Annotated in this window: 22 protein-coding genes; 7 read left to right on the forward strand and 15 right to left on the reverse strand. The window is 61.7% G+C overall.

Annotated features, from left to right (window positions below; translation table 11 throughout):
* Positions 1-5: 5 nt before the first annotated feature.
* A complete protein-coding gene (locus tag WBR25_RS13420; protein WP_069555269.1) occupies positions 6-185 on the reverse strand; it encodes a hypothetical protein in 180 nt (59 codons plus the stop codon).
* Between the two features lie 130 nt (positions 186-315).
* Positions 316-969, reverse strand: a complete 654-nt coding sequence (gene fsa, locus WBR25_RS13425) for a fructose-6-phosphate aldolase (protein WP_043823308.1) — start codon at positions 967-969, stop codon at positions 316-318.
* Positions 970-1097: 128 nt separating this feature from the next.
* Here fsa and WBR25_RS13430 point away from each other — a divergent pair, with 128 nt between their 5' ends.
* The 4 genes from WBR25_RS13430 (at position 1098) to WBR25_RS13445 (ending at position 7251) form a co-directional block, all read left to right on the forward strand.
* A complete protein-coding gene (locus WBR25_RS13430; protein ID WP_479748233.1) occupies positions 1098-1994 on the forward strand; it encodes a glycyl-radical enzyme activating protein in 897 nt (298 codons plus the stop codon).
* A 4-nt stretch (positions 1995-1998) separates the two neighbouring features.
* Positions 1999-4431: a formate C-acetyltransferase/glycerol dehydratase family glycyl radical enzyme gene (locus tag WBR25_RS13435; RefSeq protein ID WP_479748235.1), complete on the forward strand. Its 2433-nt coding sequence runs from the start codon at positions 1999-2001 to the stop codon at positions 4429-4431.
* A 95-nt stretch (positions 4432-4526) separates the two neighbouring features.
* Positions 4527-5273, forward strand: coding sequence for a DeoR/GlpR family DNA-binding transcription regulator (locus tag WBR25_RS13440; protein WP_005350628.1), 747 nt, complete (start codon positions 4527-4529; stop codon positions 5271-5273).
* A 127-nt stretch (positions 5274-5400) separates the two neighbouring features.
* Complete coding sequence (locus WBR25_RS13445) at positions 5401-7251, forward strand: extracellular solute-binding protein (protein WP_100654071.1); 1851 nt, start codon at positions 5401-5403, stop codon at positions 7249-7251.
* Positions 7252-7345: 94 nt separating this feature from the next.
* On the opposite strand, the gene WBR25_RS13450 is transcribed toward WBR25_RS13445, so the two are convergent.
* A complete protein-coding gene (locus WBR25_RS13450) occupies positions 7346-7738 on the reverse strand; it encodes a DUF2750 domain-containing protein (RefSeq protein WP_005334204.1) in 393 nt (130 codons plus the stop codon).
* A gap of 159 nt (positions 7739-7897) precedes the next feature.
* A complete protein-coding gene (locus WBR25_RS13455; RefSeq protein WP_167570109.1) occupies positions 7898-8446 on the reverse strand; it encodes a hypothetical protein in 549 nt (182 codons plus the stop codon).
* Between the two features lie 245 nt (positions 8447-8691).
* Here WBR25_RS13455 and WBR25_RS13460 point away from each other — a divergent pair, with 245 nt between their 5' ends.
* A complete protein-coding gene (locus WBR25_RS13460) occupies positions 8692-8940 on the forward strand; it encodes a TIGR02647 family protein (RefSeq protein ID WP_005334209.1) in 249 nt (82 codons plus the stop codon).
* Here the strand turns inward: WBR25_RS13460 and WBR25_RS13465 are convergent.
* From WBR25_RS13465 to WBR25_RS13515, 11 genes are all read right to left on the reverse strand, one after another.
* The gene (locus WBR25_RS13465) at positions 8927-9232 is read right to left on the reverse strand and encodes a hypothetical protein (RefSeq protein WP_144712481.1); all 306 of its coding nucleotides are present in this window, start codon (positions 9230-9232) and stop codon (positions 8927-8929) included. The genes WBR25_RS13460 and WBR25_RS13465 overlap by 14 nt on opposite strands.
* A 90-nt stretch (positions 9233-9322) precedes the next feature.
* Entirely contained in the window at positions 9323-9532 is a 210-nt protein-coding gene (locus tag WBR25_RS13470; protein ID WP_005302803.1) for a cold-shock protein, read from the reverse strand.
* A 208-nt stretch (positions 9533-9740) separates the two neighbouring features.
* Entirely contained in the window at positions 9741-10841 is a 1101-nt protein-coding gene (locus tag WBR25_RS13475) for a dihydrolipoamide acetyltransferase family protein (protein ID WP_335817746.1), read from the reverse strand.
* Entirely contained in the window at positions 10838-11824 is a 987-nt protein-coding gene (locus WBR25_RS13480) for an alpha-ketoacid dehydrogenase subunit beta (RefSeq protein WP_021231077.1), read from the reverse strand. Before WBR25_RS13480 ends, WBR25_RS13475 begins: the two co-directional genes overlap by 4 nt.
* Positions 11817-12905, reverse strand: a complete 1089-nt coding sequence (gene pdhA, locus WBR25_RS13485; protein WP_374879997.1) for a pyruvate dehydrogenase (acetyl-transferring) E1 component subunit alpha — start codon at positions 12903-12905, stop codon at positions 11817-11819. Before pdhA ends, WBR25_RS13480 begins: the two co-directional genes overlap by 8 nt.
* Before the next feature lie 286 nt (positions 12906-13191).
* Complete coding sequence (locus WBR25_RS13490) at positions 13192-14097, reverse strand: hypothetical protein (protein ID WP_479748239.1); 906 nt, start codon at positions 14095-14097, stop codon at positions 13192-13194.
* Positions 14094-18083 carry an amino acid adenylation domain-containing protein gene (locus WBR25_RS13495; RefSeq protein ID WP_479748240.1) on the reverse strand — a complete coding sequence of 1330 codons (3990 nt, stop codon included), beginning with the start codon at positions 18081-18083 and terminating at the stop codon, positions 14094-14096. Before WBR25_RS13495 ends, WBR25_RS13490 begins: the two co-directional genes overlap by 4 nt.
* A 125-nt stretch (positions 18084-18208) precedes the next feature.
* The gene (dhbA, locus tag WBR25_RS13500) at positions 18209-18976 is read right to left on the reverse strand and encodes a 2,3-dihydro-2,3-dihydroxybenzoate dehydrogenase (protein WP_421329473.1); all 768 of its coding nucleotides are present in this window, start codon (positions 18974-18976) and stop codon (positions 18209-18211) included.
* A complete protein-coding gene (locus tag WBR25_RS13505) occupies positions 18973-19905 on the reverse strand; it encodes an isochorismatase family protein (RefSeq protein WP_479748241.1) in 933 nt (310 codons plus the stop codon). The genes dhbA and WBR25_RS13505 overlap by 4 nt, the downstream gene beginning before the upstream one ends.
* Positions 19902-21548 carry a (2,3-dihydroxybenzoyl)adenylate synthase gene (locus WBR25_RS13510; protein ID WP_479748243.1) on the reverse strand — a complete coding sequence of 549 codons (1647 nt, stop codon included), beginning with the start codon at positions 21546-21548 and terminating at the stop codon, positions 19902-19904. The genes WBR25_RS13505 and WBR25_RS13510 overlap by 4 nt, the downstream gene beginning before the upstream one ends.
* Positions 21545-22693, reverse strand: a complete 1149-nt coding sequence (locus WBR25_RS13515; protein WP_479748245.1) for an isochorismate synthase — start codon at positions 22691-22693, stop codon at positions 21545-21547. Before WBR25_RS13515 ends, WBR25_RS13510 begins: the two co-directional genes overlap by 4 nt.
* Positions 22694-22959: 266 nt before the next feature.
* On the opposite strand from WBR25_RS13515, the gene WBR25_RS13520 reads away from it, so the two are divergent.
* Both WBR25_RS13520 and WBR25_RS13525 read left to right on the forward strand, forming a co-directional pair.
* A complete protein-coding gene (locus WBR25_RS13520) occupies positions 22960-24912 on the forward strand; it encodes a TonB-dependent receptor domain-containing protein (protein WP_479748247.1) in 1953 nt (650 codons plus the stop codon).
* Positions 24913-25037: 125 nt separating this feature from the next.
* Positions 25038-26102 carry a 3-deoxy-7-phosphoheptulonate synthase gene (locus tag WBR25_RS13525; protein WP_479748248.1) on the forward strand — a complete coding sequence of 355 codons (1065 nt, stop codon included), beginning with the start codon at positions 25038-25040 and terminating at the stop codon, positions 26100-26102.
* Positions 26103-26164 lie beyond the last annotated feature (62 nt).

Genomic DNA, 26164 nt, shown 5'->3' on the forward strand with positions numbered 1-26164 from the left:
GATCTTCATGATTGGCGCTGGCTGTCGAGCCAGTGCCGGATCAGAAACTCCTCATCCAGCGGCGAGAGATCAAAACGCAGGCTGGCCTCTTCAATGGCGGCGAGATCGTGCTGGTGATGCTCGCTGAGCCAAAGCACCGCCCGACGCAAATCTTCACCATGGGGGAGCAGCAGATGGTCGCTCATGGGATACCTCCGGTAGACTGCAGGGCGGCCAGCGAATGTAGCCACCTCTTTCCAGTCTAGTCGGTCAATCCCCATCACCCGCGCTTCTTCACCCTCCCCCTCAATCATTGCAAGCAGCTTGCCACCGGGATCAGCGACCGAAAGCGCGCTGCCAATCCTGATCAAACTTCGCCAATGCCGCATCCACTGCCGGTACGTTCAGCAACTGCTCGGCCACGTCGAGCGGCAAGGTGATCGATTGGCAACCCGCCAGCAGGCAGTCGAGCGCCTGACGGGGAGTGCGAAATGACGCCGCCAGCACCTTGCTGTTCGGGGCGTGCAGCTCAAGCAGCTGTTGCAGCTCCTGCACGGTGGCGATGCCATCGCCCCCCTGGGCATCCAGCCGGTTGACATAAGGTGCGACATATTCCGCCCCCGCCACCGCAGCCAGCCAGCCCTGCAGCGGGGTATAGACAGCGGTGCCCAGAGTCGGCACACCGTTGGCGGTCAGGCTCTTGATGGCCGCCAGCCCCTCTGCACACACCGGGATTTTGATCACCAGATCCGGGTCCAGCTCACGCAGGGCGAACGCCTCGCGCACCATCTCGGTTTCGGTTTTGGCCATCACCTGGGCAAACAGGCGCGCCTTGGGGCCCAGCACGTCGCGCAGGGCGGGCAGCAGCTCACAGAGCGGCAATCCCCCGGCGGCAGTAATGGAAGGATTGGTGGTGACACCGGCCAACGGCAGGATCCGTGACCAGCGACGCACTGCCGCCACATCGGCGGTATCGAGATACAGCTCCATCTCTAACTCCTTAACGGGATGTTCAATATGTCGCCATTCTAGCGATAAAACATCTGCAAATAGCTTGATTGAAATCAAATCAACCTTCGAATGAAAGCAAATAGAATGCAAATACAAAAGGAGGCGGTATGATTTTCGACCTGCAACGATATTCAACTCACGACGGCCCCGGCATTCGCACCCTGGTGTTTCTCAAGGGGTGCTCGCTAGCTTGCCTGTGGTGTCAAAACCCGGAAAGCCGCTCTCCCAAGCCGGACATACTACTCGACCGGCGCCAGTGCATCGAGGGATGCCAGCTCTGCAGCCAGGCTTGTCCGGCAATCTTGCGTGACAGCGAGGGCATCCAGCTCAGCCGTTCTGCCCTCAAGGCCGGCGATATGGAACGGCTGCGCGGCCTCTGTCCGAGCGAAGCGCTGCAGGTGTGCGGCCGCGATGAAACGCTGGACACCCTGATGGACACCATCTTGCGGGATCGTCCCTTCTTCGAGCGCAGCGGCGGTGGCATCACCCTCTCCGGCGGCGAGCCGTTTATGCAGCCCGAATTTGCTGCCAATCTGCTGGCCCGCTGCAATGCCGAAGGGCTGCACACAGCGGTTGAGAGCTGCCTCCATGTGCCATGGCACCAGATTGAGCCAAGCCTCCCCTCACTGGACCTGGTGCTGGCGGATCTCAAACACGTGGATAAAGAACGTTTCTTCCACTGGACCCGCGGCAAGGTGGAGCTGCCCATCGCGAACCTCAAACGCCTCGCCGAGCACGGCGTGCCGATGCAGATCCGGGTGCCGCTCATTCCCGGCTTCAATGCCGACCGCGCATCGATCGAAGCTATCACCGACACAGCCGCCAGCCTCGGCACGGTGCAGGAGATCCACTTCCTCCCCTACCACACCTTAGGCGTGGGCAAATATGCCCTGCTGGATCTGCCATATCAGGCGCCGGAGACACCGCTCGATGACCCCGATTTACTCCACTTTGCCCACGCATACGCCCAACGTCAGGGGCTGACCCCTGTGACCAGAGGATAAGATCATGACCCAGCTCGACCTCAATACCCTCAGCCCGCGGATCCGCGCCCACAAAGAGAGCCTGATCCACATCGTTCAGCCACCGGTCTGCACCGAGCGTGCCCGCCACTACACCGAGGCCTATCAGGCTCATCTCGCCCGGCCGCTGCCGGTGCGCCGCGCTCTTGCACTGGCTCATCACCTCAAGGCGCGCACCATCTGGATCAAGCACGAGGAGCTTATCGTCGGCAATCAGGCCAGTCAGGTGCGGGCGGCGCCACTGTTTCCTGAATACACGGTGAGCTGGATTGAGAAGGAGATCGACGAGCTGGCAGACCGTCCCGGCGCCGGTTTTGCCGTCAGCGAAACCGACAAGGCGATCATCCACGCCCTCACCCCCTTCTGGCGCGGCCAGACGGTGCAGGATCGCTGCTTCGGCCTCTTTACCGATGAGCAGAAAGCGCTGCTGGAGAGCGGCATCATCAAGGCCGAGGGCAACATGACCTCGGGGGATGCCCACCTCGCGGTCAACTATGAGGAGCTGCTCACGCTGGGTCTCGATGGCTTCAAGGCCAAGGTGGCCGAGCGCCGCAGTCGGCTGGATTTGGCGGATTGGGCCGATCTGCAGCGCGAGCAGTTCCTGCACGCCGTCGCCATCACTCTGGATGCGGTCAGCGCTCACATCGGGCGCTACGCTGCCCTTGCCCGTGACATGGCAGCACAAGAATCTCGCCCCGAGCGCCGAAACGAGCTTGAGACCATCGCGCTCAACTGCGCCCACATCGCCCACCAGTCCCCCGAGACCTTCTGGCAGGCGCTGCAGCTCTGCTACTTCATCCAGCTCATCCTGCAGATCGAATCCAACGGTCACTCGGTGTCGTTTGGCCGGATGGATCAGTACCTCTACCCCTGGTATCGCCGCGAGGTGGAATTGTCGGAATCCCTGCCTCGGACGCACGCCATCGAACTGCTGCAAGGGTGCTGGCTCAAGTTGCTGGAGGTGAACAAGATCCGCTCCGGCACCCACTCCAAGGCCTCCGCCGGCAGCCCGCTCTATCAGAACGTCACCATCGGCGGCCAGAACTGGCGGGATGGTGCAGCCCATGACGCGGTCAATGGCCTCTCCTACGCGATTCTGGAGTCCTGCGGCCAGCTGCGATCCACCCAGCCCAACCTCTCGGTGCGCTACCATGCCGGGATGAGTGAGGATTTCCTCGACGCCTGCATTCAGGTGATCCGCTGCGGCTTTGGCATGCCCGCCTTCAACAACGACGAGGTGGTGATCCCCGAGTTCATGAAGCTCGGGGTGAGTGTGGAAGATGCCCACCACTACGCCGCCATCGGTTGCATCGAGACTGCTGTGCCCGGCAAGTGGGGCTACCGCTGCACCGGCATGAGCTTTATCAACTTCGCCCGCATCCTGCTGGCGGCGCTGGATGGCGGCCGCGATGCCACCACCGACAAGGTATTCCTGCCCCAGCCCCAGTCGCTGCGAGACGGGAGCTTTGGCAACTTTGACGAGGTGATGGCCCGCTGGGATGAGCAAGTGCGCTACTTCACCCGCAAATCCATCGAGATCGACTGCGTGGTCGACAGCGTGCTGGAGGCTCAAGCCCATGACATCCTCTGCAGCACCCTGGTGGATGACTGCATAGAGCGCGGCAAGACCATCAAGGAGGGAGGCGCCGTCTATGACTGGGTCTCTGGTCTGCAGGTGGGCATTGCCAACCTCGGCAACAGTCTGGCTGCACTGAAGAAACTGGTGTTCGAGCAGGGGATTGTGGATCAGCAAGAGCTGGCTGCCGCACTGGAGCAAGACTTTGCCGGGCTGGCGGGGGAGCAGCTGCGCCAGCGCCTCACCAACGCCGCCCCCAAATATGGCAACGATCTGGACGAGGTAGACCTGCTGCTGGTGCAGGCTTACCAGAGCTACATCGACGAGCTCAAGGGACTGCACAACACCCGCTTCGGGCGCGGCCCCATCGGTGGCACCTACTATGCGGGCACCTCCTCCATCTCCGCCAACGTGCCGTTCGGTGCTGCCACCATGGCCACCCCGGATGGCCGCCACGCCCGCACCCCGCTGGCGGAAGGGGCCAGCCCCTCTTCAGGTTCGGATCGTCTCGGCCCGACGGCGGTGTTCAACTCCATCGGCAAGCTGCCCACGGCGGCCATCCTCGGCGGGGTGCTGCTCAACCAGAAGCTGAGTCCGGCGAGCCTTGAGAACGAGCGGGACAAGGCCAAGCTGATGAGCCTGCTGCGCACCTTCTTCGAGGTGCACAAGGGGTGGCACGTGCAGTACAACATTGTCTCGCGCGAGACCCTGCTGGCGGCCAAAGCCAATCCGGATCAGTACCGGGATCTGGTGGTACGGGTGGCGGGCTATTCGGCCTTCTTCACCGCCTTATCCCCGGATGCGCAAGATGATATCATCGCCCGCACCGAGCACAGTCTCTGACGGGGCGCACCCCATGGCGCCTGTGACGTTATATGATTGGCAAGCCACCCCACGGGTGGCTTGCCGCTATCCACCACCTTGCATGTGAGCGCACCATGAATCCACGCCACCAACTGATCCTCACTCTGGTCCATCAGGCTCGCAAGATGAGCGTGAGTGAACTCTCCCGACACACAGGCGTGTCTGAGGTGACGGTGCGCAACGACCTCACCGCGCTGGAGAAGCAGGGACTGCTCAGACGGGTACACGGCTCGGCCATGGCGCTGGAGACTGATGACCCGGATGCCCGGATGAACATCAATTACTTGCTCAAGGAACGCCTCGCCGAGCGGGCCGCCCAGCTGGTGGAAGATGGCGAGACGGTCTTTATCGAAGGGGGCAGCGCCAACGCTATGCTGGCGCGCCATCTGGCCCTGCACAAACGGGTCACCATCATCACCATTAGTAGCTATATCGCCCATCTGCTCAAAGACACCCCGGCTCAGGTGGTGCTGCTCGGCGGGCTGTTCCAGCATCAGAGCGAGAGCGTGGTGGGGCCGCTCACGCGCCTCTGCATCGAGCAGGTGCACTTCTCCAAGGCCTTTATAGGGGTGGATGGCTTTCATCCCGAGATGGGTTTCACCGGCCGCGATATGATGAGGGCCGATGTGGTCAACAGCGTGCTGGCCAAGGGGATGACCAATGTGGTGATCACCGACAGCAGCAAATTTGGCGCCATCCACCCGAGCCAGCTTGGCGCGCCGGGCCAGATCAACGTGCTGGTTACCGACGATGCCCTGCCCGCCCCCATGCGGGCAGCCATTGCGGCCAAGGGGATCACCCTGCACTGCGTTGCGGCCTAGACCACCCGCTAATTCACGCTATTTCATTGACCTGACAGGATAAAATTTTCATGATGAGCCAGTCCCCATCGGGACTGACATCACCAGTGTGTGATCTGCAGGAAGCAGACTTCAGGAGAGCAAGGACATGCCATCGACCATCACCGCCGGGGAGCGCCGACTCCCCCCTATCATTCGCGCCACCGCCATCACCCTGGCCCTGTGCTGGAGCCCGTTTGGCTGGAGTGCCACGCTGCCTGCCGACTTGAGGTGGGAGAGCAACAACCAGGATCCTCTGTATGCCGATCCGGCCGCCAAACGCGGCGGCACCTTTCGCACCTTTATGACCAGCTTCCCCCTGACCCTGCGCAAATATGGCCCCGACTCCAACGGCGGCTTTGCCGGTTACGTGCGGGAAACCAACCTGCCACTGCTGAGCACTCATCCCGTCACCGGCAACCCCATGCCGATGCTGGCAAACGAGTGGGCATTCGGCGCCGACAACAAGACCCTCTATTTTCGCATCAATCCCAAGGCGCGCTGGTCAGACGGCCAGCCGGTCACCGCCGATGACTGGCTATTTACCCTCAAGATGATGCGCAGCAAGGAGATCAACGACCCCTGGTACAACAACTACTACAGCACCCAGATAGCAGACATCACCAAGTTTGACGATCACACCCTGGCCATCACCAGCGGCACTGAAAAGAGCCGCCAGGACCTGCTCGAATCACTGCCCATCAGCCCGGAGCCGAGCCACGCCATCAAGCTCACCGCCAACTGGGTCAAGGAGTACAACTGGAAGGTGTTGCCAGTCACCGGCCCCTATCAGATCGATCAGGTGAAAAAGGGCAAATCGGTCACCTTCAAACGGATTGAAAACTGGTGGGGGGATGACGAGCGCTACTTCCAGCATCGCTTCAATCCTGCGCGGATCGAGATCAAGGTGCTCAGGGATCTGAACATCGCCTGGCAGCACTTCCTGCGCGGCGATCTCGACACCTTCCCGCTGGTGATGCCCAACTGGTGGCACGACAAGACCAAAACCGCGGAGTTCGAGAAGGGTTATATCGCGCGTACCTGGTTCTACAACCAGACCCCGCAATCGCCAATGGGGCTCTATCTCAACACTGCCGATCCGCAGCTGAATAATCTCGATGTGCGGCTCGGGGTCCAGCATGCCCTCAACCTCGACAAGATGCTCACCACCCTGCTGCGGGGGGATTACCAGCGACTCAACAGTTATGGCTCAGGTCAGGGTGAGTTTACCAACAGCGAGATCAAGGCCCGTCCGTTCGATCCCAAACTGGCACGGGAATACTTTGCCAAGGCAGGCTTTAACAAAGTGGGGCCGCAGGGGATTTTGCAAAACGACAAGGGGCAGTCACTTACCCTCGCCATCACCTACACCACCGCAGAGCACGCCCAGCGGCTCACGCTGTTGCGGGAAGAGGCCAAGAAGGCGGGGCTTAATCTGGAGCTCAACCTGATGGATGCATCGGCCGGTTTCAAATCGATGCTGGAGAAAAAGCACCAGAGCGCCTGGATGGCCTGGGCGGGCAGCCGCTATCCCGCCTATTGGGAGTTCTTCCACAAGGTCAACGCCAACAAACCCCAGACCAACAACATCATGAACATCGATGACGACGCCATCACAGCGCTGGTGGAGCAATATGACAAGGAGTTCGACTTTGCCAAAAAGGCGGCCCTGTCACGGCAAATCCAGCAGCGGCTCTATGAGCTGGCGAGCTTCGTCCCCGCCTATCAGGTGCCCTATACCCGGGAAGGGGCCTGGCGCTGGATAAAACTGCCAAAAGTACCTGCAACGCCCAAGAGCGAGCAGCTCTACTGGCCCCTCGGTGGCGACAACAGCGGTTACAGCTATGGCGGTCTGCTGTGGATCGATGAAGAGCTAAAAACCGAGACCAGGGCAGCCATCAAGAGTGGCAAGACTTTCCCGGCCGAGCCTATCATCGACACCACCTATCGCCAGCCCTGATAGCCACAACTCGTTTGGCAAACAGACCTAAAACAAAGACCCCGCCAGATAGCGGGGTCTTTGTTGGCAACCGGTGTTGCGAATAGCTCGGTGATCAGCCGCGCTTGGCCTGCTTCTCGGCAATGGCGTCAGCCACATCGGCCGGCTCCAGTACGATGCCTTCCTGATCCGGGGTCGGGAACACGGCAACACACAGCTCATCCTGCTCCATACCGTCAACCCAGCGCTCCAGCCACACCTTGAGGGTGATGGACTGCGGCTTGCAATCGGCCCACTCGCCTTCGGCCCACGCCTTGGCGTACTCCGGGTGCGGCCATACCGGGATGCAATCTTCATCGTCGGTGGTCAGCATCATGACGCCATGCTCGTCAGTCAGGACGAACAGCTCTTCATGCTCGACCAGCTTGCTGATGAAGTGATCGTAACGGTAATCAGCGTTCAGTTGCAGCGCGGCATTGCGCTCGGTGTCGCTCAGTTCATAGCTCATTGGCCAAGTCTCTCTCTCGATAAAGGGCGCCATGTTCACATCTTGTCGTCAGCTTGTCCAGCTTGCAGCCCCTTGGCGCCGGATGGGGAGGACAATGACGCAAATAAGGATAGAGCAGCCTCCTCGATAACGAGACCGCCAGCCATCATATTGCCCCTTTTACAACGCAGGGGTGATCAGCTCCACATCAGGCTGCTCGCTCAGCTTTTGCCGCAGCCAGTAGGCGGACTCCACCTCGACAAAGCAGAGCAGATCCCGGCCATTGGCCGCCATCGCCATCAGCTGTTCAAAGCGAAGCTGTTGTTGCTGCTCCCAGGCGGCAGCGAGTTTGGCACCGTGGGCCTCATCCACCACTTCGCGACGCAGCTCGAACAGGTTATCGGTGATCGGGCTGTTGATCTTGGCGGCGCAGTGCCAGTACATCAGCAGGTTATCCATCATCTCGCTGTCGTAGTTGGCCAGTGCATCCAGCTCGGGTGTATCACCGCTGTCGCTGGCGGCAAAATCACACCAGCCCGCATCGAGTGACGCCAGCTCATGAGCCTCCTTGGCATGCTTGCGTAACAGCGCAATGTCGGCCCCCTTGCGTGCAGGTAACCACACCTCGCCCTGATGGGCATCCAGCAGGGAGGTCAACGAAGCAGCGGGGTAAACCGGAAAGCGGGTACAAAGTGAATGCAGCAGGGATACCAGAGTGATCTTGACCATGAGCGATACCTTGAACAGGGCGAACAGCCACCAATAGACCGTCCGATATAAAGAAGTGCCCTATCCTACCACGTTTGATCCGGCTCGGCCCTTGGCGAAGCTGTCAGCCAACCATCTGATTACGCCGAAAAAAACAGCATTTGAAACGCAGCATCCAGTCAAAGGTCAATAATTTGAGCCAGCGCCCACTAAAGTGGATCCGGGGATGCTAGTTTGCATACATCTTTAGCGTAAGGAGTAAATCCATGATTGGGATCGACCAGGTTTCTAACGAATTCGTGAACGATTTGAAAATACTGGCATGCTTTGATCCGGCCAACATGAGCCTGGGGATTAAATTACGCAGCGATATGTCTGAAGAGTTGTGCCAGGCGGCAGCCCGTCTGCATCAACAGGGGCTCATCAGCGCAGAAGATGGCGGCTATCTCACCCCGTTTGGCATGACCATGGTTGAACACCTGCAACATCTGCTGGTCGCACTCAAACCGCTTTGACCGGCTGTGGTGCCCAGAGCGAAAAGTTGAGTAGCTCCCAGCGCTCCCCTTGGTGAAGATGACAGGCAAACAGCAAAGGACCTTCGGGTCCTTTTACTTTGCCATCCACCAGCCACTCCCCCTCCCTTTCAGGCACCAGTCGCGCATTCACCTCATCGGGTTGCTGTGCAGTGCCCATCCGGACCTGGACAAATTGCTGGCAGATCATCTGTGCTTCCATCGCGGATTGCATCGGTACCGGCGCATCGGACGTCGGAGTCAAGGTGGCAGCAAGCAGGAGCGATAGCAGCATGATTCAGCACATAGGAATTAGTAGCAAAAGCCATATAAACAAAAAGCCGTGGCACCAGAGGTACCACGGCTTTCTTAAATTCTGTAAGAATTACAGAGCGGTTACGTTCTCAGCCTGCGGGCCTTTCTGACCTTGGGTCACAGAGAACTGTACGCGCTGACCTTCAGCCAGGGTACGGAAACCGTTACCTTGAATGGCGCTGAAGTGAACGAAAACGTCCGGGCCGTTTTCTTGCTGGATGAAGCCAAAACCTTTGGTTTCGTTGAAAAACTTAACGGTACCGGTGATCATGTTAGACATATCTTTTAAACCTGTATTCAAAATAATTACTTATGCTTTTCAGCGGGTAAAGCTCAAAAAACGGGATTAACTTATGAACAACAGGACAAGATGTGAAACATCGTATTCATTGACATAACTATCGCCCTTTCAAGCTGGTTTGGATTATACGTGGCTTTGTAGATTACGCAAACAAATTTGTGCCCTGCCAATGACAGGGCACAAACCGTTATAAGGTGGCTGCTTCCAACGCTTCGACCAGCGCTCTGAGAAAACGAGCCGCCTCCCCGCCAGTACAGGCTCTGTGGTCAAATGTCATCGACAGCGGCAATGCCCTGACGGGACGCGCTTCACCATGGATGAACACCACTTTTTCGAACAATTTGCCTGCCCCTATGATGGCCACCTGCGGCGGCGTGACGATGGGGCTGGCATAGCGGCCAGCGATAGCACCGAAGTTGGTGAGCGTAATGGTCGCCCCCTGCAACATCTCGCGCGGCACGGCGCGCGCCTTCACATCGGCGATCATCCGATCCAGCCCCTGCCGGATATCTGCCCCCTCCCGCTCGGCCACGTTCTCCATCACCGGCACATAGAGGCCATGCTTTGAATCCACCGCGATGGCTACATTAACCTCTTTGAACAGCCGCCGTGACAGGGTGTCGCCATCAAACCAGGCGTTCATCGAGGGCTCTGCGCGGCACGCCACGCCAATGGCCTTGATAAGGCGCACCGTCACATCCTCATCAGGGCGCCAGTGACGCAAATCCACCTCATCGGTGATGCTGACCGGCACCACAGTCTGATGAGAGAGCTCCATCGCCTTGGCCATGGCCCGCCGTGACCCTTTGAGGAATTCGTTGCCACTGCTCTGCTGGGCCTCGAATGCCTGCTGCACATCCAGCTCGGTCACCATGCCGCCGCTGCCACTCCCCTTGATCCGGTCGATATCCAGACCCAGTTTTTGTGCCAATAACCGTACGGCTGGCATGGCTTGCACCAGCGATCCCCCCGGGGCAATGGCCCCCACCACGAAGTGATCCTCGATATGTTGCTGATGGGCGCTCACCTTGCCCACCACGGTGCCATCATCTTCGCCCCCCTCGAACTCCACCAGCGGCGCACCGATATGGAGGATATCCCCCTCGGCGCCGCAGAGACGGGCAATCACCCCGGCCACCGGAGAGGGCACATCCACCAGCGCCTTGGCCGTTTCCACCGACAAGAGCACCTGATCGACCGCAACGGTATCACCGGCACTCACCTTCCATTCGACGATCTCGGCTTCGGCCAACCCTTCACCCAGATCCGGTAATTTGAAAAATTTCATAGCCACTGGTTCTCCATCAGCTGATGAGCCGCATCGGCGATATCCTGCTCGGTGATGAGGTAATACGCCTCGTTGCGATAGTAGGGAACGGCTGCATCCACCCCGGTCAACCGTTTGGGTGGCGCCTTGAGGCTGGGAAGTGCCTGCTCGGTCACCCGCGCCACAATTTCGGCCCCGACCCCGAAGCTGCCACACGCCTCATGCACCACCAGTAACCGGCCGGTCTTGCGTACCGAGGTGAGGATGGTCTCCATATCCAGCGGCTTGATGGTGGCCAGATCCAGCACCTCGCACTGGATATCCTGCTCGGCCAGCAGGTTCGCCGCCCGCATCACCTCCTGGATGCAGGCCCCCCAGGCCACTACCGTGATATCCCGGCCCGGGCGCAGGGTGAAGCAGACATCCAGCGGCAAGCCGACACCGTCATCCACCACCTCGGATTTCATCGAGCGATAGATGCGATCCGGTTCGAAAAACATCACGGGATCCGGATCGCGGATGGCCGAGAGCAGCAAACCATAAGCGCGCCTCGGGCTGGAGGGGATCACCACCCGTAGCCCCGGAATATGGGCAAACAGCGCCTCGACGCTCTCGCTGTGATGTTCAGGCGAATGAATGCCCGCGCCATACGGGGAGCGATAGACGAGGGGACAGGAGAGGCGGCCACGGGTGCGGTTTCGCATCCGCGCCGCCTGACAGATGATCTGCTCCATCCCGGGGAAGATGAAGCCCTGAAACTGGAACTCAGCCACCGGCTTGAGCCCCTGAGTGGCCATGCCGACCGCCACCCCGGCGATTAATCCCTCGGCCAGCGGCGTGTCGATCACCCGCTTGAAACCGAACTTGTCGCGCAGGCCCACGGTGGCGCGAAACACCCCGCCGTTGACCCCCACATCCTCGCCCAGTACCACCACATCCGGGTCGTGCTCCATCTCGTAGTGAAGGGCCATGTTGACCGCTTCCAGCAAACTGATCTCACTCATGGCCCACCTCCTGCTTCATCCCCTTGGCAATCACTCGCTCGCGCTGGGGCAAGAGTTCGGCGGGCAGGCTGGCGTAGTGATAATCGAGCATCGCCTCCGGCGGCTGGGGCGCCATCGCCTCATAACGGGCGACCGCCTGTTCGACCTCTCGGGTAGCCTCCGCCAGCAGGCTCTGCTCCTGTTCTTCATCCCACCAGCCCTGGCTGTGCATAAACTGGCGCAGCCGCTTGACCGGCTCTTTCTCCCAGGCGGCCTCGACCTCGGCCCCATCGCGATAGCGAGTGGCATCGTCGGCCGTGGTGTGATCACCGAGGCGATAACTGACCGCTTCTATCAGGGTCGGCCCCTTGCCGCTGCGGGCCCGTTCGACGGCACTGCGGGCGGCATCGTAGACCGCCACCACATCGTTGCCATCCACCTGCAGGCTGCGCACCCCGGCGCCAATCCCCTTTTGGGCCAGCGTAGGAGCGCTCGATTGCAGCTTGCGCGGCACCGAGATAGCCCACTGGTTGTTGTTGACGATGATGACCATCGGCAGGTGCCAGACCCCGGCGCAGTTGAGCCCCTCCAGAAAATCCCCCTTGGAGGTGCCGCCGTCGCCGATAGTGACTACGGCAACCCGCGGTTGATTACGCAGTTTGAAAGCCGAGGCAATACCGCAGGCGTGGGTGATCTGGGTGGCGATGGGGACGCAGATGGGGAGATCTTCAGAGGGAGTCCCATCGGGTTTGAGAAAATAACTCCCCCGCTCGTCCCCCCCCCAATATTGCAGGTTTTTCTCCATCGGCACACCCCGCACATAGAGGGTGGGCATGTCTCGATAGTAGGGAACGTAGACATCCTGCGGCTGCATGGCCAGACCAATGCCAATCCCCACGGCTTCTGCGCCGAGATGGGAGGGAAAAGTACCGAGTTTGCCGGTTCGTTGCAGCGCAATCGCTTTTTTGTCATAGCTGCGCACCATCACCATATTGCGGTAGAAGGTGTGCAGTATCGCCTTGTCCAGCCAGGTCGGTAAGGTGGCGACCGGGCACCCTTCCGCATCGAGGTAACGAAGGAAAGGGATGTCGACATGGGTCATAACTGGCTCCTTGCCGTTGTGAGCGTCACCGATGCTGGTGACACCTAGATGTAAATACCTTGTTAAATAAAAAGCAAAGGGATTTATTCAGGTAAGACCAGTAGAAACTTCTTTAAAGTAGCGAAGGAGCTGAATTTTCGGCGATGAGTGGCAAGGTATGCCGTAAATGGTGCAACTTTGCAGCGCTGAATGCAGGATGCAAAATGTGAAAAAGGGGAGCCTTGCTCCCCCATTGAGTTACTTCAGTTAGCTGTTACTTCTTGTCAGGTGTTACTCCAACCAGCAGTTACGCCAGCCAGTGTTGCAGCTGGCGGGCCATGCCAACTGGCAGCAAGTGTTGCAGCTGGCGGGCCATGCCAACTGGCAGCAAGTGAGCGCGGCTTAGCAAGTGGCTGCGCCAGGGCTCGGCCAGCAAGGTGGGGCAAATTCGCATCTCCCGTCCCCGGTCAGCCACGCGCACCAACCGATCGATGAGGGTCTCCAGCGGCGGATGCACCGGCCAGTGAGGATAGAGGTCGGCAGTCGCGATCCCGGCCAGCTCGCACACCCGCTCCTCTTCCTCATCTCCCTTCCCAGCAACCATTGGCCAGGGGTGAAGCACCTGTAGCCAGCCCGGTCTTGCCGCCTCCAGCAACTGGCCCAGCGTCGGCTGAGCAAAGTGGGGATCCCCTGCGGCTTTGAGCAGATGACGCGCCCCCGCCAGCACCACCACGCCGCGCGGGGGAAGTGCAAGAAGATAGTCGGCCAGCGCCTGATCCCGCCCCCTGTTGTGTAGCTGCCACCGCTCCGGGCTCATCTCCTGCCACTCGAATAAGGGCTCGCAGAGATGCACCCGCAGCCGCACATGTTCGGGGCGCGCCAGATTGCTCTGGCGCAGGGCCGCGAATAGGGCCGGAAACTCGGGGGCCATCCAAGCGGGAAAAGCACAGGAGTCGAGCCAGACCGGATAGAGCCGTGCCAGCGTCAGCGGCTCCCCCTGCCAGCTCTCCTCACCCGCCAGCCAGGCATCGAGCAACCCCTGATAGCGGCGGTTGCCGCACTCCAGCACCAGATCGGTCATGACTCCCCAGAGCGCAGGATCGCAGAGCCAGGCGTGCTGGCGCCGGATAAAATCCGGGTGCCAGTGCGGCTCTCCCAGCCCTACCAGCTTGCCCGCCAGCAAGGCTTCCCGGATAGCGGCAACCGGGGTCATGCGCCCCCCTCCTGCCGGATGTGCGGCTGTTGCCCGACCCCATCGACCCGCTCACAAATAAAAGCGCCGATCTTTGCCAGCCAGTCGGGATGCACCATCTCCTGATGCAGGCAGGGGAAGCGCTCATAGCGGATCTCCCCTTTTGTCAGCGACTCCCAACCGCGCCCATCCAGCCAGGGCTGGCGGGAGGCTGACGCCTCGATAAAGATCACCTCCCCGTGGTAGCAGTAGTCGACCGGCTCACGGATCAACCGGTTGTTGTGGCCAACCAGCTCAATCATGGCGCTCACAACCTGCTCGTCGAGCATGGCCAGCGCACTCCCCTCCGCCCCCAACCGTGCCACCACCTCGTCACGAGTGAGGGAATCGAGCGCATCGTCCGCAACCGCAATCCCCCCCATTCGCAGCAGCGCATCGAGCATCCGCTGCTCGTCGGGCAGCGGCTGGGTCTGCCACTGCAGGCAGGGGTAGGCATCGAGCAGCAGCACCATGGCCACCTCTTGTCCCTGCTCTTGCAACATGGCGGCCATCCGATGCACCAGCATGCCCCCGAGCGACCAGCCGAGCAGCCAGTAGGGCCCCTCGCTCTGTTGACGACGCAGCTCGGTCACATAATCGAGCGCCAGCTCGTCGAAACTGGCGGGCAGCGGCGCATCCGGCTGACAGAGCGCCCGCGCCTGCAGGGCATAGACGGCCATGTCGGTCGGCAGATGGGGCACCAGTGGCGCATAACACCAGCCGAGCCCCCCTGCGGGGTGGACGCAAAAGAGGGTGGGGCACGATGTGCCAGACTGCGCACCATGCGCCCGCAGGGGCAACAGCATGGGCATGGCCTCCCGCTCGCCGCCAAGACGACGCGCCAGCTGGGCTGGGCTCGGCGCTTCGAACAGGCTGGCCAGAGTGAGACCCTGTCCTATTGATTCCTCAATACGCACCACCAGCTGCGCCGCCAGCAGGGAGTGGCCGCCGAGGGCAAAGAAGTTATCGTCGGCGCCGACCCGCGCCAGCCCCAGAACCTCGGCGAAGAGGCGACAGAGCCGCTCCTCCAGCAGGGTTTTCGGCAACGCCTGACCCACCGCCGATGCCATATCGGGCAGCGGCAGCCCCTTGCGATCCAGCTTGCCATTGGGGGTAAGCGGCAGTTCGGCCAGGTTTACCAGGAGCCCCGGTACCATGTAGTCGGGCAACGCCGCGCCAAGGGCGGGTGCCAGCTCGGCCAGCGTCAGCTCTCTGCTATCTGAGGCCACCACATAGGCCACCAGACGGCGATCGCCGGGAGCAAATTCGGGGGCCAGCACCACCGCCTGCGCCACCCGGGGATGGCGCAGCAGCACCTGTTCGATCTCCTCCAGTTCGATGCGCTGGCCGCGGATCTTCACCTGAAAATCGAGGCGCCCCAGATACTCGATGGCGCCATCCTCGCGCCAGGCGGCCAGATCGCCGCTGCGATAGAGCCGTCCCGCCCCGAAGGGATTGGCAATAAAACGCTCGGCGGTGAGCTCGGGCTGACCAAAGTACCCCTCCGCCACCTGCACGCCGCCGATCCAGAGCTCCCCCGCCACACCGGGCGGCACCGGCTGCAACCAGGGATCGAGAATGTGGATGCAGGTATTCCAGACCGGATAGCCGATGGGCACGCTGGTCACCGCCTCGTCTGCCCGGCAGGGATACCAGGTGACATCCACCGCCGCCTCGGTCGGGCCATAGAGGTTGTGCAGGGGGGCTGAAAATGCCCCATACCAGCGCTGCACCAGATCCGCGGGCAGCGCCTCGCCGGAGCAGAAGACCTGCCGCAGGGCGCGGCAACGCGCAGGCTCGGCCTGAGTGACAAAGATCTGCAGCATGGAGGGGACAAAGTGCAAGGTGGTGATACCCGCCAGCTCAATCAGCTCGGCAAGGTAGGCGGGATCCTTGTGGCCGCCCGGTTTGGCGAGCACCAGCCGCGCCCCGTTCATAAAGGGCCAGAAAAACTCCCAGATGGAGACATCGAAACCGGCCGGGGTCTTTTGCAGCACCCGATCCGCCGGGCCGATGGGATACATGTGCTGCATCCAGAGCAGCCGGTTGACGATGGCGCCATGGCTCACCACCACCCCTTTGGGCCGACCGGTCGAGCCGGAGGTGTAGATGATGTAAGCCGCATCTTCCGGCTTGGGGGCTAGCAGCTCACAAGGTGCTGTCGTTGCCAACTCTACCGCCGCCAGCTGCTCTGCCACACCGGGGGCATCGAGGCAGACAAGTGGCGCGGCCACATCGAGCGGCATCCTCAAGGTGCGACTGGTCAGCACCAGCGCAGGATCGCTGCTGGCGAGAATGTAGCCGATCCGCTCCGCCGGATAGTCCGGGTCAACGGGCACATAGACGGCACCTACCGCCATGATGGCCTGCTGGGCGAGAATAAGCTCGGGAGCGCGCGGGATCACCACCGCCACCCGACAACCGGGGCTCACGCCCCTCCCCGCCAGATAGCAGGCCAGCTGACGGGTACGCTGGCGCAACTCGGCCACACTCCAGCGCTCGGCGCCACACTCCAGCGCGATGGCGCTCTGATCCGCCGCCGCCAGCCCTTCGGCCAGCAGAGCGCTCAGGGTAGTGGTCGGCAGCGGATGATCGGTCTGGTTCCAGCGCGCCAGCTCAGCTTGCTCGCAGGGCAGCAACAGCGGCAAACGCACCGCCAGGGCCTCGTCACCCGCCTCACTCCAGGCAGCCAGATAGGCCAGCAGCCGGGCCAGATGACGCTCGCTCTCCTGATGGCTGAAGCGCCCCTGATGTGCTTCGAGGGTCAGGGTCATAGCGCCTGCCTCCTCGGCAAAGTAGAAGGCGCACTCCTCCACCGGCCCCGCCGCCAGCACCTGCACCTCGCCACGAACCTGGTTGTGCCCTTCACCAAAGCTGAGGGTACGGGCAAAGGGCATCAAATTGACCTGAGGGCCAAACAGCGGCTGGCCCGGCTGACGCTGTTGCAACCACTCCTGACGGCAGCCCTGATGACGGCGCCGGGCGGCAAATTGCCGCTCGACCTGTGCCAGCAACTCTCCAACCCGGCTGGAGCCACTCAGCTTGATGCGCAGGGGCACCACATTGACCTTCATGCAGGGGGTATCGGCCGCCGCTGAGCCCAGCCGCCCCATCAGCGGGATACCCAGCACCACCTCGCCAGCGCCGCTCATCCGCTGCACATAGCTGGCCACTGCCGCCAACAGCAGGCTGTAGGGGTGACAGGCCGAGCGACTCGCCCGTGCCACCAATGCCTGCCATTGGCGGCCAGCAAGCCGCTGCTCAAGACGATAGGTGGGGCCCGGCCCTTGCGCCGGACGGCGGGAGAGCGACGCCGGATTCTCCACCCCGGCCAGCTGCTGCACGAAGAAATCGCGATCCCGCGCGGCGCGCGGCGAATCCTGATAGGCCACCTCTTCAGCCAGCAACTCCTGCTGGGATGCATGGCGGCAGGGGGCTGGCTGCTCACCGGCGCACAGCGCCTCATACCAGCTCACCACCCGCTGGCAGAGCAGGCTCAGGCCAAAGCCGTCGATGGCGATATGGTGCACGGCAATAAACCAGGCCCACTGCCCCTCACCAAGGCGATAGAGGCTGGTGGCAAAAAGCGGCCCCCCGGCCAGATTGAAGGGGACGGCCAGCTGCGCACGCATCTCGGCCTGCGCGGCTGCAAGCGGGTCGGCTTCGCTGCGCAGATCCCGCTCGGTCAGTTGCCAGCAGGCGGGATTGGCCACCATTTGCGGGCCATCAGCAGTGGCCACAAAAGCGCAGTGCAGACCGGGGATCTCGTCGATGGTCTGGCGCACCGCGCGGGTGAAGTGATGGGGAGCCAGCGCCCCCTCCAGCAGCCAGTACTCGCCGGTATTGCAGGCGGGGCTCTGCGGGTATTTTTGCTGGGCAAACCAGATGCCCGCCTGAGCGGTGGTTAGCGGCCAGCGCGGGTGCTCACCACGCAGGTGGGTGGCACGCATCGCCATTGTCTGTTCCATGGGAATATCCTTGCGCAAACATCGAGCGGGCAGTGAGTTGCTCCTGCCCGCATGGCTGAAAAGCGAGGAGGCAAGGCCTCCTCCATTAAGAAGGTGTCACGCCTGCCGGATCGGCAGCGCGCGGGCTAGACCCCCAGAGTGGCACCGCCATCGACCACCAGATCCTGCAGGGTGATATGGCTGGCGGCATCGGAGGCGAGAAACAGCACGCAGGCAGCCACCTCGTCGGGTGTCCCGAGCTTGCCAAGAGGGATCCCCAGCTTGAACTGCCCGGGCAGGCCCGCGATGGTACGCAGCTCTCCTTCCTGCTGCGCCGCCTCCCCCTCCTGCCACATGCCGTACAGCATCGGGGTACGGGTCGAGCCCGGCGACACCAGATTGCAGCGCACGCCGTAGGGAGCAAGCTCCAACCCCGCCGTTTGGGTGAGGCTGGTCAGCGCCGCCTTGGAGGCGCCATAGATACCCATCCCCACTCGTGGCACCCGACCGGCATTGGAGGAGACATTGACGATGGCGCCCCTGCGCCGTCTCTGAAACCAGGGGGTCAGGGCCCGCATCAGGTAGAAGGGGGCGAAAGTGTTGATGGCGAAGGTGCGCTGCAAGAGGGCGTCATCCACCTCATCGAGCCTGCCGGTCGCCAGTACGCCCGCGACATTGACCAGCACATCGGGCCCCAACCCCTCATCCAGCAGCTGTTCGCAGCAGCGGGTCACGGCCTCGCTGTCGCTGACATCGATCACCACTCCCTTCACGTTGCCGGGCAGCGCCTCGGCCAGTTGCAGATCGAGCGCCACCACGCTGGCCCCCGCCTCGGCAAAGGTGCGCGCCACCGCATGGCCAATTCCCTGCGCCGCACCGGTTACCCAGACGGTTCTGCCTTGCCACTCGCTCATGGGGTGCACTCCGGTTCGCTGACGTGATCTTCGTTGACCTGATAAGCCTTGGCCTGACTGACATTAAGCTGACGGGAGAGGAGCGCCCACCAGTGAGCCAGGGTCGGTGTGCGGGCAAGCTCGGCCAGCTCCACCACCAGCCCCTGCTGGCGCCACTCCTCCACCAGCCCCATCACCGCCAGCGAGTCGAGACCGTAGTCGAGCAGGTTGTCATCCTCGGTGGGCTGCTCCTGCTGCATCTCGGCGGGCAGCCGTGCCAACACCTGAGCACGTAGTGACTCGCGAGTCAGAGGGTGTTTGCTGGCCGCCATCACCTCGGCCACGGTAATCACCCGACCGGCATTGCGGCTGACGTAGGAGAGCGCCAACAGATGATCCTCGCGGGAGAAGTCGGCGATGGCATCAGCCACCAGGAAGGGGCGAATATCGCGCATAAAAGCATCGACCGCCGTCTGCATCACCCCGATATGGCCGTAGATGCCGCAGATCACCAGCTGATCCCGCCCCCATTCGGCCATCAGCTCGGCCAGCGGTGAGCGGCAAAAAGCGCTGTAGCGCCACTTGGTCAGCACAGTATCCTGCGGCTCGGGCGCCAACGCCGAAACGATGGGTTGACGCTCCGGCGCCCGGGTCAACCCCGGCCCCCACATGTCGTTGAGCAGCGCCCGATCGGCCTGACTCTGTTCGGCGGGCTGGGCGGTATAGACCACCGGCATGCCAAGAGCTCGCGCCTGACGGATCAGGGTGGCGATATGGTCGATGACCTGATTGATCAGCGGATTGTCCGGCCCGTAGAAGTCGACGAAATAGTGCTGCATATCGTGGACCAGCAAGGCGGCGCGGCCCGGTTCGAAGGGCCAGTTCACCCGCCCGGTGGGCAGCTCCTCGGCGGTAGGCAGCGGATAGGCGGCGAGGGATTGAATGGTCATGCACACTCCTTGGCGAGCTGCTCGCGCAGCGTCTGTTTGTCTATCTTGCCGACCGGGGTGTGGGGCAGTTGCTCCACCAGCACCAGGCGATCGGGCAGTTTGTAATCGGCCACCCCCTGCTCGCGCAGGAAACGGCGCAAGCGGGGCAAATTGAGGGGCTCGCGGCACATCAGAAAGGCGCAGCTGCGCTCCCCGAGCATGGGATCAGGCATGGCGACCAGCGCTGCCTGCCGCACCTCCGGGTGGGTCAGCAACAGCTCTTCAATCTCGAGGGCGTCGATCTTCTCCCCGCCCCGGTTGATCTGATCCTTGTTGCGCCCCACCACTATCAAATGACCGCCGGGCAAGCGGCAGACCAGATCGCCGGTGCAGTAGAAACCGTCCCGGTCAAAAGCCCGCTGATTGTGGGCATCAGCTTTGAAGTAGCCGCGAAAGGTGTAGGGGCCACGCGTCCAGAGCTCGCCGCACTCGCCATCTGGCAAGGGGCGTCCGTCGCTATCCCGCACCTCGACCTCGTCGCCCGGGCTCATCGGGCGGCCCTGGGTATTGACGATGTGCCACTGGTCATCCTCGATGCGGGTGTAGTTGACCAGCCCCTCGGCCATGCCGAACACCTGCTGCAAGCGGCAGCCAAGACGGCTCGCTACCGCCTCGGCATGAGCCGGGCTGAGGCGCGCGCCGCCCACCTGCACACACTCCAGGGAGGTCTGCGGATAGTGGCTGGCCGCCTCCAGCCAGAGCGCCAGAGCCGGTGGCACCAGCGCCGCCCAGTTGACCTGATGGCGCTGCACCAGCGGCAGACAGGTTGCTGCAGAGGGATCCTTTGCCAGCACCACGCAGCCACCGGCATAAAACACCCCGAGTGCCCCGGGGGAGCTCAGGGGAAAGTTGTGGGGCGCTGGCAGAGCGCAGAGATAGATCACCCGCTCATCCCAGCCGCACACCTCTACGCTCTGGCGCACGCTGTAGCCATAGTCATCGTGGGTACGGGGGATCAGTTTGGGGGTGCCGGTGCTGCCGCCGGAGAGCTGGAAAAAAGCGACTTGATCGGCCGGGGTAGGAGTTGGCGAGATAGCCGTCAGCGGCGAACCATCAGCACGGGCTATCGGGTCAGGCTGACGCCATGCAAATCCCGACTGAAGATCGGAGCCTTCAGCCTGCTCGAACAGCAGTGTCTGGCAGGAGGGAGATACCAGCTCATCAAGGGCCACGAGGCTTCCCGCTTCACCGGCAAAGCCGAGGTGAGAGGGGCTTAGTACCAGCAAGGCGGGCTCAATCTGGCGGGCAAAGGCCACCAGCTCGCGCCGTTGATGGCTGTAGAGGGCATGCACCGCCACCACGCCGCAGCGGATCAGGGCAAACCAGCAGATATATAACTCGGCGCAGTTGGGCAACTGCACCAGAGCGGTATCGCCATGACCCAGCCCGCGCGCGGCCAGCCGCGCCGCCAGTGCATCGACCTCACGCTTTAACTGGCCATAACTGAGGGTGCGCTCGCCGCAGATCAGGGCCGTGCGCTCGGGATAACGTTCGGCGGAGTCATCGAGCAGGGCGGTGAGCGGTTGCCCGCGCCACCACCCTTGCGCACGGTAGTGGGCTGCCAGCTCGGCGGGCCAGGGGGTAAAGGGCACCAGCGGCTTCATGCGGTTACCTCCGGCTCCCGGCTTTCGAGGCCGAAGGCACGCAACATGGTGCCGAGCTTGGCGGCGGTCTCCTGCCACTCCGCTTCCGGCGAGGAGCCCACCACGACCCCGGCGCCAGCATAAAGCCGCAGTTGCCTGCCAGCCAGCACGCCACAGCGAATGGTGACTACCCACTCGCCATTACCATCGGCATCCATCCAGCCGACGGCGCCGCAGTAGAAGCGGCGATCGTACCCCTCGAGCCGGGCGATGGCCTGACGTGCTGCCGAGAGCGGCGTGCCGCATACCGCTGGCGTCGGGTGCAGTGCCAGCGCCAGAGCCAGCACGGGAGAGGGCTCATGGAGCCGCCCGGCGATGCGGGTCGAGAGGTGCCACATGGTAGGAGTGGCGATCACCTGCGGCTCCAGGGGGACGTCCAGCTCGCGACAGAAGGGAGCGAGGGCCGCAGCGACTGCATCGGCCACCAGCGCATGTTCATAGCGATCCTTCTGCGCCCCAAGCAGTTCGGCACTGGCCGCCTGTTGATCAGGAAAAGCGTGGCGCGGACGGGAGCCCGCCAGCGGATTGCTCACCACCGCCATCTCGCTGCGCGATACCAGCAGCTCGGGGCTCGCACCAAGCAGGGTCTCCCCCTCCGGCAGCGGGATCTGGAACACATAGGCGCCCGGATTCTGGGCCAGCAGAGAGCCATAGGCGTGTGCAGGGGAGGTCTGCTCTGCGCTCTGCACATCGATGGCGCGCGACAGCACCACCTTCTCGAGTTGCCCCTCGCTGAACTGCTGCAACGCTGCCCGCACTGCCCCATGATAGTGGGCAGAGCCGGTCACTTCGCTCACCTCGCCATGGAGCTGGCAACAGCTGGCGGGTAACAACGCATCCCGTTTGACCCACTGCGATTGCGCCGGGATCACCAGATGCCAGGGGGATTGGGTATCAAACGGGATGGCGCCGATGGCGATGGGATTGACCATCCCCTGCTGGCGCAACTGACGCAGATGGGCGAGCAGCTTCTCCGGCGGGATGCCAGTAAAACTGTCGTGGATACCGGAAGCGACCAGAACCCTGTCACCGCTGGCAAAACAGCACACTTTATCCAACCCGACCGCTGTTGCGGGCCACTCTCCTTCCAGTGCATGGTCACACATGACGGTGCTACTCCTTGGAATGAATCACTGCCTGACACGACTAAAAGTGAGTCATTTGACTCACCAGATATCAGGGTGAACGGCATCCTAACAAGGAGCGAAATAACGATCAATACAAATGAGAATCAATTTCATTAACTTCTTTTTAGTCAAAAGAAGGTGACGAACGAAACTGAACTTCGCCGATAAAAAAGAGTTGCGATCGGAGCAAATTCAATTTGATAATGATAACGCTTATCATTTGTATATTATGGAAGATGTAAATAATGAAATCCTCAACCTCCCGTTTTATTGCTCCCAGCCTGCTGGCCACCACCATCGTCACTCTGCTGACCCAGCAAGCGATCGCCGCCAGCAACACCCCTCAAGCCGATGAGGTGATCACCGTCACCACCACGGCGCACAATACCCGCTCGGCACCGGCCTCTATCTCTGTCATCACGGCCGAACAGATCGCCGCCGCGCCCGTCAATGATCTTGCCGACCTGCTGCGCCACGAAGTGGGCATTCAGGCTGAAGCTGACACCAATGGCCGCAGCGATATCGGTATTCGCGGCATGTCCGGCAAATACACCCTGGTACTGGTAGATGGCAAACGCCTCTCCTCCTCCAATGCCCTGTGGCGCGGCGGCAACTTCGACAACACTCCCGTGCCCCTTGGCATGATCCAGCGGGTCGAGGTGATCCGTGGCCCCATGTCGGCACTTTACGGCTCCGATGCCATCGGTGGTGTCATCAACATCATCACCAAGCAGCCGGGCAAAACCTGGCAAGGGGCGGCCGATGCCGACTTCAAGGCCATCGAGGGCAAGGATGGCGGCGATCAGCACAGAACCAACCTGGGCTTTACCGGCCCGCTGACCGACAACCTGCTGATCCGGATGAACGGCGAGGTGTATGACCGTCAAGCCTGGACTCCCACCGAAGCCGCTGACGGCATCCCCCTTATCGAAGCCAAGCAGACCCGCAACTTCGCCTCCACCCTCAGCTGGCTGGTGGATGAGCAGCAACGCTTCGAGCTGGATTACCTCTACAACCAGGATGAGCGGCCTCTCGATATCTTCCGCAAAACCGGCAACAAGGTGCACAGCCGCCAGCAGCAAAACGATCGCAACCTGTTTGGTCTGACCCACAAGGGGAACTGGAGCTGGGGTGACACCACCGTCATGGCCAACTACGAGACCTCCCAGATCGATGACTTCAACACCAGCTACTCGGCCCCGCAGCAGCGCAAACTGGAAGAGAACACCTTGACCCTCAAGGGCTACACCAACCTGGCGCTGGCCAACCACTACCTGACCCTGGGTGGTGAATATCTGGATCGGGAGCTGGTGGATGCGGTGAGTTACAAGGATATCGGCGGCAAGGAGAGTCACTCTCAGGAGGCGCTGTTCGCCCAGGACGAAATTGGCCTGACCGACAGCCTGACCTTCACGCTGGGCGGCCGTTACGATCACCACGAGATCTACGGCAGCCACTTCACCCCGCGCGGCTATCTGGTCTATGAGATGAACGATGTGGTGACAGTGAAAGGCGGTGTCAGCCAGGCCTTCAAGGCACCGGCGCCGCACCAGTACTCCAGCGGTTACAGCATCGAGAGCTGCGGCGGCAGCTGCCGCATCTATGGCAGCGACAAGGTCAAGCCGGAAACCAGCACCAACTACGAGCTGGGTGTCATCGCAGGAGAAGGGATCTGGGAGACCAGCGCCACCCTCTTCTACTCCGACATCGACGACATGCTCACCTTCAAGCAGTTGCCGAACTCCACTGACCGCACTTGGTACAACCTGGAGAAAGCCACCACCAAGGGGCTGGAACTGACCGGCAAGCTCGATCTGACCGACGATATCAACCTTGGCGCGAACTACACCTACCTCAAGGCGGAAGGCGATCAGGGTCAGGCTCTGCCCGAGCGACCGGAGCACAAGGCCAATGCCAAGATCACCTGGCAGGCCACCGAGCGGGTCAATGCCTTTGTCGGCACCACCTACACCGGCACCCAGTTTGCCGAGCAGACCGTCAACAAGGTTGTCGTACTGCACAAGCTGCCCAGCTATCAGACCTTCGATCTCGGCACCGGCTTCAAGGTCACCGAGAACTTTGACCTGCGACTGGGGATCAACAACCTGACCGACGTGCGCCTGCAAGAGAAAGATACTGTCTTCCAGAACGTCGAACCGGGTCGCAGCTACTACGTCAGCGGCTCAGCCCGCTTCTAAGGTAGCCAAGGCCGATATAACAGAGCGCGGGCCCATGCCCGCGCTCTGTTAACCAAGAGAATAAGGGGAAGATCCCCACTGGACAGCAAAGAGCATGCAGATTTCCATTTTCATCAGGATCGCTCATGTTCACCTCACTTCTGAATGCTTCACCCCTTGCCACCCTGCCCACCCCTGACGAGATGTTAAAGGCCAAACCCTGTCCGGCACGGCTCGCTCGCCAGATCGCTCGCAGCCGCCAGCAAGCCCGCCATATTCTGCAGGGAGAGGATGACCGCCTGCTGCTGGTGATCGGCCCCAGCTCCATTCACGATCCGGCAGCCGCCCGCGACTATGGTGGCCGGCTCGCTGAACTGCAGGGCCAATACGGGGAGCAGCTGCAACTGGTGATGCGCACCTATTTCGAAAAGCCGCGCACGACGCTCGGCTGGAAAGGATTTATCTTCGATCCCGACCTCGATGGCAGCGATCGACTGGAAAAGGGCCTATCCCAGGCTCGGGAGTTACTGTTGGCCCTTGGACAGGAAGGGCTCGCCTGTGCCACCGAATTTCTCGATCTCACCAGCATGCTCTATCTGGGGGATCTCATCAGCTGGGGTGCCATTGGCGCTCGCACCACCGAATCCCAGCTCCACCGTCAGCTGGCCTCGGCCCTTCCCTGCCCCATCGGTTTTAAAAACGGCACCGATGGCAATATCCGGATCGCTGTCGAGGCGATCCTCGCCAGCCGGGCAGCCCACCTCTATACCCAACCTTCCGGTGATGGCCAGCTGGCACTGGTGCGCAGCCATGGCAACCCCGACTGCCACCTGATCCTGCGCGGTGGCCGCCAGCCTAACTATCAGAGCAGTCATGTGGCAGAGGCTGGCGAGCTGCTGCGCCAGCATCATCTGTCACCCCGGCTGATGATCGATTGCAGCCACGGCAACAGCCAGAAGCAGCATGCCCGCCAGCTGCTGGTTGCCCGTGACATTGCCGACCCGCTGGGTGCTGGTAGCCATGCCATCGCCGCCATCATGGTGGAGAGTTTTATCTGCGAAGGGCATCAGGATATCGGCAATAAACCGCTGCGCTACGGCCAGTCGATCACCGATAGCTGCATCGGCTGGGAACAGACAAGGCAGTTGCTCGATATGTTGGCAGAAGGGGTGGAGGCGCGCCGCCAGCAGCGGATCGCCCTGGCGGGATAAATAGCGGATTATTCAGATAACGCAGAAAAGAGTGTGGCCCCGATGGGGCCACACTGTTGTTC

This window comes from Aeromonas sp. MTB, assembly GCF_056632455.1.